The organism is Pedobacter sp. 01N416, from assembly GCF_056399685.1.
Genome location: NZ_JBFTRT010001100.1, coordinates 1 through 459, shown reverse-complemented (window position 1 = coordinate 459; position 459 = coordinate 1). Strand labels below are relative to the sequence as shown.

The following is a 459-nucleotide window of genomic DNA, read 5'->3' as shown; positions in this document are numbered from 1 at the left end:
TCAACACGTTTCAATACTCCACCTTCAATTTTAACATGAACAGAATCGCCAGGAACATATTTCGCGGCATCGACACCAATGTTTATGGCAATACCTCTTAATGAATCTAGCCCACCAACAATTCTAGTATTTTGAATGATGAGCAAACCCGATGGCAAATTATTGGTAGAATGATCAGAAATTACCTGCCCTTTAACCATACTGGCCCCACGCATATTTTCGGTTGTAAGCGTTACTTCGGTATTTTTATAAATTTTGCGTAAATCAACATTTGGGATAAACATACTCGGTGTTGATAATACGTAATCGGTATCTCTTTTACAACTTATTATAACTGCAATACACCCTAGTGCAAACAGCATATTTCTTATTATTTTATTCATAACTTTTTAATTCAATTTTAAATAATTATGGTTTCTGCCACCACATTAAGGTATTTATGTCATCAGCACCTTGTGC

Annotated in this window: 1 protein-coding gene; it reads right to left on the bottom strand. The window is 34.9% G+C overall.

Going from position 1 to position 459, the window contains the following annotated elements; genetic code table 11:
- Window positions 1-383, bottom strand: a 383-nt coding sequence (locus tag AC1DND_RS29420) for a DUF5689 domain-containing protein (RefSeq protein ID WP_477586573.1), incomplete at its 3' end; no start/stop codon positions are given.
- Window positions 384-459: the final 76 nt, after the last annotated feature.